This is a genomic window from Pseudomonas sp. PS01303, from assembly GCF_029959385.1.
Classification (GTDB): domain Bacteria; phylum Pseudomonadota; class Gammaproteobacteria; order Pseudomonadales; family Pseudomonadaceae; genus Aquipseudomonas; species Aquipseudomonas rustica.
The window spans coordinates 1-8,416 of record NZ_JASCPK010000200.1 but is presented as its reverse complement, the minus strand read 5'-3'; the positions used below and the strand labels follow the sequence as shown (position 1 = coordinate 8,416).

8 protein-coding genes are annotated in these 8,416 nt (G+C 59.5%); 5 read left to right on the top strand and 3 right to left on the bottom strand.

Annotated features, from left to right (window positions below):
- Positions 1-135: 135 nt before the first annotated feature.
- Complete coding sequence (locus tag QMX93_RS28485) at positions 136-543, bottom strand: S4 domain-containing protein (protein WP_282358872.1); 408 nt, start codon at positions 541-543, stop codon at positions 136-138.
- A gap of 116 nt (positions 544-659) precedes the next feature.
- On the opposite strand from QMX93_RS28485, the gene QMX93_RS28480 reads away from it, so the two are divergent.
- Genes QMX93_RS28480 through rimK form a run of 3 tightly spaced genes read left to right on the top strand, consistent with a single transcriptional unit; the run spans position 660 to position 2,838 of the window.
- The gene (locus QMX93_RS28480) at positions 660-1,439 is read left to right on the top strand and encodes an EAL domain-containing protein (RefSeq protein ID WP_212544758.1); all 780 of its coding nucleotides are present in this window, start codon (positions 660-662) and stop codon (positions 1,437-1,439) included.
- 35 nt (positions 1,440-1,474) lie between these two features.
- Positions 1,475-1,936, top strand: a complete 462-nt coding sequence (locus QMX93_RS28475; protein WP_171057267.1) for an ATP-dependent zinc protease — start codon at positions 1,475-1,477, stop codon at positions 1,934-1,936.
- The gene (gene rimK, locus QMX93_RS28470) at positions 1,933-2,838 is read left to right on the top strand and encodes a 30S ribosomal protein S6--L-glutamate ligase (RefSeq protein ID WP_007949201.1); all 906 of its coding nucleotides are present in this window, start codon (positions 1,933-1,935) and stop codon (positions 2,836-2,838) included. The genes QMX93_RS28475 and rimK overlap by 4 nt, the downstream gene beginning before the upstream one ends.
- Positions 2,839-3,039: 201 nt before the next feature.
- Here rimK and QMX93_RS28465 read toward each other — a convergent pair whose 3' ends face one another.
- Both QMX93_RS28465 and ompR read right to left on the bottom strand, forming a co-directional pair.
- Positions 3,040-4,353, bottom strand: coding sequence for an ATP-binding protein (locus tag QMX93_RS28465; RefSeq protein WP_053116529.1), 1,314 nt, complete (start codon positions 4,351-4,353; stop codon positions 3,040-3,042).
- Between the two features lie 114 nt (positions 4,354-4,467).
- The gene (gene ompR, locus QMX93_RS28460) at positions 4,468-5,208 is read right to left on the bottom strand and encodes a two-component system response regulator OmpR (RefSeq protein WP_008080479.1); all 741 of its coding nucleotides are present in this window, start codon (positions 5,206-5,208) and stop codon (positions 4,468-4,470) included.
- A 360-nt stretch (positions 5,209-5,568) separates the two neighbouring features.
- Here ompR and QMX93_RS28455 point away from each other — a divergent pair, with 360 nt between their 5' ends.
- Together QMX93_RS28455 and QMX93_RS28450 are read left to right on the top strand one after the other, a co-directional pair.
- Positions 5,569-7,893 (top strand): Tex family protein, encoded by a 2,325-nt coding sequence (locus tag QMX93_RS28455; RefSeq protein WP_282358868.1) that lies wholly within the window; start codon positions 5,569-5,571, stop codon positions 7,891-7,893.
- Positions 7,893-8,276 carry a PaaI family thioesterase gene (locus tag QMX93_RS28450; protein WP_282358866.1) on the top strand — a complete coding sequence of 128 codons (384 nt, stop codon included), beginning with the start codon at positions 7,893-7,895 and terminating at the stop codon, positions 8,274-8,276. Before QMX93_RS28455 ends, QMX93_RS28450 begins: the two co-directional genes overlap by 1 nt.
- The last annotated feature ends 140 nt before the right edge of the window (positions 8,277-8,416 follow it).

Here is an 8,416-nt window from a genome sequence, read left to right as displayed (position 1 = left end):
GCCTGATACCGCGTCGTCCATGGCGAGTGCTGCGCACTCGATCGCGGGCAAGCCTTGCTCCTACAAGTATGACTCACTGTAGGAGCAAGGCTTGCCCGCGAAGAGGCCAGTACAAACAATGCACAAACGTCGCGCTTATTCGTCGTGGCTGCTGCCGCGAAACTTGAACAAATCCCGCCGCTGTTTCTTGCTCGGCTTGCCGTCGGTGCTGACCCCCAACGCCCCGGCCTTGCGCATTGCCGCCGCCGCTTCACGTTTGGCAACACTCTCGGCAGTCTCCGCGTACAAAGTCTGCGCCTCGGGCGCACCGCGTCGCACGATCGACAGCGCCTCGACCTTCACCGTACGCACTTCGAACCCCATACGAATCTCGAACTCATCGCCAATGCGTGGCTCTTTGCCAGGCTTGCAGCGCTCGCCCCGACAATGCACCTTGCCACTCTCGATGGCGGCTTTGGCCAACGCGCGAGTCTTGTAAAAACGTGCGGCCCACAGCCACTTGTCGAGACGAACCTTGTCGTCCTCTTCCTGTTTTTGCGCCATATGAATTCCTCGGTCAGCCAGTAGTCGGAACTGTACTACCGTTTCTGTCGGGCGCAACAACCCGGCCCTCCAGATAGACTGTGATCCAGGCCGGTTCATCGGCACGGAGAGATCGAGTGACAAAATTTCCATCTTCATTAACTTCGCCCAAGGCCGGTTGCCAAGGCTGCCAGCAAAGCGAGCCGCTGGGCTTCGAGTTTGCCTTCGCCTATCAACCCATCGTCGATCTGCGCGATCAGTCGATTTTCGCCAACGAAGCGCTGGTACGCGGTGTGGCCGGTGAAGGCGCGTTCACCGTGTTGGATCAAGTTACAGAAGACAACCGCTACCGTTTCGACCAGCTCTGCCGCACCCGCGCCATCGAAGGCGCGGCCACTCTAAATATGCAGACACACTTGTCGATCAACTTCATGCCCAACGCGGTCTATCGTCCAGAGTTATGCATTCGCAGCACTCTGGAGGCGGCAAAAAAACACAATTTCCCGATCGACCGATTGATTTTCGAAACCCTGGAAAGCGAGCACGTAGATAACTATCGCCATTTGACCAATATTCTGCGTGAATACCGCGAATTCGGCTTCAAGACCGCCATCGATGACTTCGGTGCCGGTTATTCGGGGCTCAATCTGCTGGCTGATTTCCAACCGGATCTGATCAAACTCGACATGGCGCTGATCCGCGATGTCGATCGCGACCGTGTTCGTCAGGCGATCGTTCGGGGGATTGTCACAATCTGTGCGGAGTTGGACGTTACAGTCATTGCCGAAGGCATTGAGAGCGCCGGTGAACGGGATTTCCTGGCGGACTGTGGAATATTTCTGATGCAAGGCTATTGGTTCGCCAGACCTGCATTCAAAGCGTTGGCCCAGGTAGCACCTGAGGCTTGGACGCGTTAATCGTTGGTTTTTATCTATTGAAGACATTTGATCATTTGACCGTTGTCGGTCTGCGCGAGTGGGTGGCGCTCCCGGATTTGGGAGTCGCGGGCCTGCGGGCGAAAATCGACACCGGGGCAAGCACCTCCAGTCTGCATGCCACCGACATCGAACCGTTCGAACGCGACGGCGAGAAATGGGTGCGTTTCACCGCGCACTTGGGCACGGTGGTGCAGTTACGTCACCGCCGCTGCGAAGCGCCGCTGGTGACGCGCAAAACCATTAAAAGCTCCAACGGCCATGCGCAGGTGCGCTACGTGATAAGCACCACCCTGGCCTTGGGTGATCGGGTCTGGCCGGTCGAGTTCACCCTCGCCTGCCGGAAGTCCATGCGTTATCGCCTGTTGCTCGGTTCCAAAGCCCTGATCGACGGCCAGTTGGTGGTCAATCCGGGTATCAAATATGTACAAGACAAGCCGGTGTTCCCGGTATCTACCTCCTCCACAGGTGTTGCATGAAGATCGCTGTGCTGTCGCGGAACCCGCGTCTGTATTCCACCCGCCGTCTGGTCGAAGCCGGAACCGAGCGCGGGCATGAAATGGTAGTGATCGACACGTTGCGCGCCTACATGAACATCGCCAGCCACAAGCCGCAGATCCACTATCGCGGCAAACCGCTGGAAGGTTTCGACGCGGTGATTCCGCGGATCGGTGCGTCGGTGACGTTCTATGGCTGCGCCGTGTTGCGTCAGTTTGAAATGATGGGGGTGTTCCCGCTCAACGAATCGGTGGCGATTGCCCGTTCCCGGGACAAATTGCGTTCGCTGCAATTGCTCTCGCGTCGCGGCATCGGTTTGCCAGTGACCGGGTTTGCTCACTCGCCGGATGACATTCCCGATCTGATCGACATGGTCAACGGCGCGCCGCTGGTGATCAAAGTGCTGGAAGGCACCCAGGGCATCGGTGTGGTGCTGTGCGAAACCGCGACTGCCGCGGAATCGGTGATTGAGGCGTTCATGGGCCTGAAGCAGAACATCATGGTGCAGGAGTACATCAAGGAAGCGGGCGGCGCGGATATTCGTTGCTTCGTGGTCGGCGACAAGGTGATCGCGGCGATGAAGCGTCAGGCGAAACCGGGTGAGTTCCGTTCCAATCTGCACCGTGGCGGCAGCGCGAGCCTGATCAAGATCACGCCGGAAGAACGCATGACCGCGTTGCGAGCGGCGAAGGTCATGGGCCTGGCGGTGGCGGGTGTGGATATTCTGCGTTCCAATCACGGGCCGCTGGTGATGGAAGTGAACTCGTCGCCGGGGCTGGAAGGGATTGAGACCACCACCGGGAAGAATGTGGCGGGGATCATCATTGAGCATCTGGAAAAGAATGGTGGGCCGAATATGACGCGCACCAAAGGCAAGGGCTAGAGCGAAGAGCAAGAGCCCCTCACCCTAACCCTCTCCCGAAGGGAGAGGGGACTGATTGGGGGATATTGGAAAACTCCGCCGACATGATCGATCTTTACCGAATCCATAATCGACTCGGAATTTCAGGTCGATGTATGACGCCAGACACCTCGGTCGGCTCCCTCTCCCTCTGGGAGAGGGCTGGGGTGAGGGTTTTATGTTTTAAACGGCATCCCGCGGCAACATCAACCCCAGCGGCAACCTGACTCGCGCTTCCAATCCACCCCCGGACCGATTGCGCAGCTCAACATTGCCGCCATGCATCGAAGCAATCCGCTTCACGATCGCCAGACCCAAGCCAGTGCCCTTCCCGCCCCGAGCACGATCGCCGCGAGTAAACGGGTTAAAGATCGCCTCGAGCTCTGAAGGATCAATCCCCGCCCCTCGATCCATCACGCTCAGCACCACATACGGCGCGCTGACGTCACCGCTCACATAAGCCGCAACTTCCACGCTGCTGCCGGCATGATTCAGGGCGTTGCCGATCAGGTTGTTCAGTAGTCGTTTCATCGACACCCGACGCAGCGGAAACGGCTGAATCGGCTCCAGACGCAAACGGACTTTCTCTTCATTCTGGTTGTAAGGCGCAGCCACCTCACGCACCAGATCGCTAAGATCGACCTCTTCCACCGATTCATCACGACCATCACGAATAAACGCGAGGAACTGGTCGAGAATCGCGTCCATGTCCTCGATGTCACGCACCATGTCGTCAGTCAGGTCGTTGCGATCGCCCATCAATTCCAGCGACAGTCGCAATCTGGTCAACGGTGTACGCAAATCGTGGGAAACCCCCGCCAGCATCAACTCGCGCTCGCGTCCGGCCTGCTCGACGTCTTCGGCCATCTGGTTGAAGGCGCGATACACCTCGGTCATTTCGCTCGGCGTATCGCTGATCGGCAGACGCACACTGCGGCCCTGACCGAGTTGACGCGCGGCAAACACCAGACGTTTCAACGGCTGATTGAGCTGACTGACGAAAATCCACGCCGACGCCGTCGACAGCAGTCCGATGGCGAGGAACCAGCCGAGCACGTTCCAGATTTTCTGGCCGCGCAAGGGATGCGGGTACAGCGGTACTTTCAGCCAGCCATCACCGAGGCTCGGCGCGCGAACCCACAGCGCCGGCGGCGAATGCATGCGCAAACGCACTTCGGTGTCGGCGCCCAGCTCCGCCTGCATCTGCCGCTGGTAGATTTCGCTATACGGCCAGTGCTGTTCGCCTTCCGGCACGCCAGCGCCGACCACGCGGATCAGGGTCGCGGCATCAGCGATCTTCGCGCGGTTTTCTTCGTCGGCGGCCCAATAGGCGCGCAGCGTCAGAGCGACGCCGTGGCTATATTGACGATCCACCAGCACGTCCTCGTTCATCAACAGATAAACCAGGGTCAGCGCTTTGGAAAACAGCACGACGATGAGCACCAGCCAGAGGGTGCGGGAGAAAAAACTTTGGGGGAACCAGACGGGGGTTTTCATGAATAACCGCTACACACTTGCAGGAGCGAGCAATGCTCGCATATTGCGGATTGCGAGTCTGCGGGCCGGGTCATTCAACCCGGGCCCGACAGACCCGCTCCTACAAATCGCCGATCACTTGGTGGCGGCGCCATCCGGTACGAACACGTAGCCCACGCCCCAGACAGTCTGGATGTAGCGCGGCTTGGATGGATCGGGTTCGATCATCCGGCGCAGACGCGAGATCTGCACGTCGATGGAACGCTCGAGGGCATCCCATTCGCGGCCACGGGCCAGGTTCATCAGCTTGTCGCGGGTCAGCGGCTGACGCGCGTTCATCACCAGGGCCTTGAGTACCGCAAACTCACCAGTGGTGAGCATGTGCACTTCGTCGCCGCGCTTCAGTTCGCGGGTGGCCAGCGACAACACGTAATCACCGAAGGTGACGTTTTCGTCTTCGCTCCCCGGCGCGCCCGGCACCGGTGCGGCCTGACGGCGCAGAACGGCTTTGACCCGGGCCATCAGCTCGTCCGGGTTGAACGGCTTGGCCAGATAGTCATCGGCGCCCAGTTCCAGGCCCTTGATGCGGCTGATCTCATCGCCTTTGGCGGTGAGCATGATGATCGGGATCTGATTGTTCGCGGCGCGCAGACGGCGGCAAGCGGTCAGGCCGTCTTCGCCCGGCAGCATCAGGTCGAGTACGACCAGATTGAACACCTCACGCGACAACAGACGATCCATCTGCTCGGTGTTCGGAACGGTACGGGCGCGGTAGCCCTTGCTGACGAAGAAACGTTCCAGCAGGCTGCTCAGCCCCGGATCGTCATCAACGATAAGAATTTTTTCGCCTTCAGCAGTTTGTGCAGTGCTGCTCATTGGATGCTCCTTTTAGCTCGGCGCGCATTATGGCGTAGCTGCCGTTATACGCACCGTGTGCATTGTTAGCAGATTTTTCCTTCACTGCCAGAAAACCGGGGTTTATGCCTACAGACTGCAACGCCCCCGAATGACAGAACGCTGGTTATAATGCGCGGCGTTTTGTGCCAGGCAACGTCTGAATCGTTACCGCAGGTGGCAGCCGGTTTTTTTCATGGCAACCGCAGTAATTGTTCGATTTCACGGGTCAATGGGGTGCCTTTTGACCCAGGCAGCGGCCATCTTCATGCCGCTCAACCAGACTCCGGGCCTTTATTTCCGTGCCTGCGAGCCTGCTTTCACAATATGTCAGGTGGTTTTATGGACAGCATCAACAGCCGCATCGCCGAGGAACTCGGCGTACGCCCACAACAGGTCGAAGCGGCCGTCGCGCTACTCGATGAAGGCTCAACCGTTCCCTTCATCGCCCGTTACCGGAAAGAAGTCACCGGCAGCCTCGATGACACCCAGTTGCGTCATCTGGAAGAGCGCCTGCGCTACCTGCGAGAACTCGACGAACGGCGCATCAGCATCCTCGCCAGCATCGAAGAGCAAGGCAAACTCACCCCGCAGCTTGAGCGCGACATCAAGCTTGCCGACACCAAAACCCGCCTCGAAGACTTGTACCTGCCGTACAAGCAGAAGCGCCGCACCAAGGGCCAGATCGCCCTGGAAGCCGGCCTCGGCGACCTCGCGGACGGTCTGTTCAACGACCCGAACCTGGCCCCGGAAACCGAAGCCGCACGCTTCGTCGATGCCGAAAAAGGCGTAGCCGATGTCAAGGCTGCCCTCGAAGGCGCCAAATACATCCTCATGGAGCGTTTCGCCGAAGACGCCAGCTTGCTGGAAAAACTGCGTAATTACCTGAAACAGGAAGCCACCCTGAGTGCCCGCGTTATCGCTGGCAAAGAAGAGGAAGGCGCCAAGTTCCGCGACTACTTCGAACACGACGAACCACTGAAAAGCATGCCGTCGCACCGCGCGCTGGCGATTTTCCGTGGCCGCAACGAAGGCATCCTCAGCTCCGCGCTGAAAGTCGGCGACGAGCTGCCGGGCACCATGCACCCGTGCGAAGGCATGATCGGCCAGCAATTCAATATCCAGAACCAGAACCGTCCGGCCGACAAATGGCTCGGCGAAGTGGTGCGCTGGACGTGGAAGGTCAAGCTCTACACGCACCTGGAAACCGACCTGCTCGGCGAACTGCGTGACGGCGCCGAAACCGAGGCGATCAACGTGTTCGCCCACAACCTGCACGACTTGCTACTGGCCGCCCCGGCCGGCCCGCGCGCTACTCTGGGCCTCGACCCGGGCCTGCGTACCGGTTGCAAGGTGGCCGTGGTCGACTCCACCGGCAAGCTGCTTGATCACGCCACGGTTTACCCGCACGTGCCGCACAACAAGTGGGATCAGACCATCGCCATTCTGGCCGCCCTGTGCGCCAAGCACTCGGTTGACCTGATCGCCATCGGCAACGGCACCGCCAGCCGCGAGACCGACAAACTGGCAATCGAGCTGATCAAAAAATACCCGGCGATGAAAATGACCAAGGTCATGGTCTCCGAGGCCGGCGCGTCGGTGTACTCGGCATCGGAACTGGCGGCCAAGGAATTCCCGGATCTCGACGTATCGATCCGTGGCGCCGTGTCCATCGCCCGTCGTCTGCAGGATCCATTGGCAGAGCTGGTGAAAATCGATCCGAAATCCATCGGTGTCGGCCAGTACCAGCACGACGTTTCGCAACTGAAACTGGCGCGCGGTCTGGATGCAGTAGTTGAAGACTGCGTAAACGCCGTCGGCGTTGATGTAAACACCGCTTCGGTGGCGCTGCTGGCCCGTATCTCCGGCCTCAACTCGACACTGGCGCAGAACATCGTGACTCACCGCGATGAGCACGGCGCGTTCAAAACCCGTGCAGCCCTGAAGAAAGTCGCGCGTCTGGGCGAAAAAACCTTCGAACAGGCGGCCGGTTTTTTGCGCGTGATGAACGGCGACAACCCGCTGGATTCCTCGGCGGTTCACCCGGAAGCCTATCCGCTGGTGCAGCGTATTGCCGCTGAAACCGACCGCGACATCCGCTCGCTGATCGGCGATGCAAGCTTCCTCAAGCGTCTGGATCCGAAGAAATTCACCGACGAGACCTTCGGTCTACCCACCGTCACCGACATTCTGCAAGAGCTGGAAAAACCGGGCCGCGACCCGCGTCCGGAGTTCAAGACAGCCGAGTTCCAGGAAGGCGTTGAAGACCTGAAAGACCTGCAACTGGGGATGATCCTTGAAGGCGTCGTCACCAACGTGACCGCGTTCGGTGCCTTCGTCGACATCGGCGTGCATCAGGATGGTCTGGTGCACATCTCGGCGCTGTCGGAGAAATTCATCAAGGATCCACGCGAAGCGGTGAAGGCCGGTGACGTGGTGAAAGTGAAGGTCATGGAAGTCGATATCCCGCGCAAACGCGTTGGCCTGTCGATGCGCATGGGCGACACCCCGGGCGAGAAAATCGACGGTGCGCGTGGATCGCGTCCGGGCTCGGCGCAGCGCCAGCCTTCGAACAATGCGCCACGCAAGGAAACCGCGACCGCCGCGCCGGTGAACAATGCGATGGCCTCGCTGTTCGCCAACGCCAAGCAGTTGAAGAAACGCTGATGGAGATTCCGGCCGGGCTCGTCGAGAGCGCGTTTTTCAAGCTGTTGGGCTGCCGCCTGCACAGCCTGGAAACCGGGGTGGCGCAAGTCGCCCTGGTGCTGGAACCGGAACTGCGCAATCGCGGCGGCAAATTGCACGGTGGCGCGCTGTTCAGTCTGGTCGACATCACCATGGGGCTGGCCTGTTCCAGCACCCACGGTTTCGATCAGCAGAGCGCGACCATCGAGTGCAAGATCAACTATATCCGCGCCGTTTCCGACGGCGAGGTCATGTGCACGGCGCGGGTTATTCACCCCGGCCGCCGCACGTTGGTGGTTGAAGCCGACGTGATGCAGGGCGACAAACTGGTCGCAAAAGCACAAGGCACGTTCGCTGTCCTGTAGCTACCGGTCATCATTTTGAGTTAATTTCGGCGCAATGAATCCTGTAGGAGCTGCCGCAGGCTGCGATCTTTTGATTTTGTTTTGCAATAGCAAGATCAAAAGATCGCAGCCTGCGGCAGCTCCTACAGGGTATGTGTGCG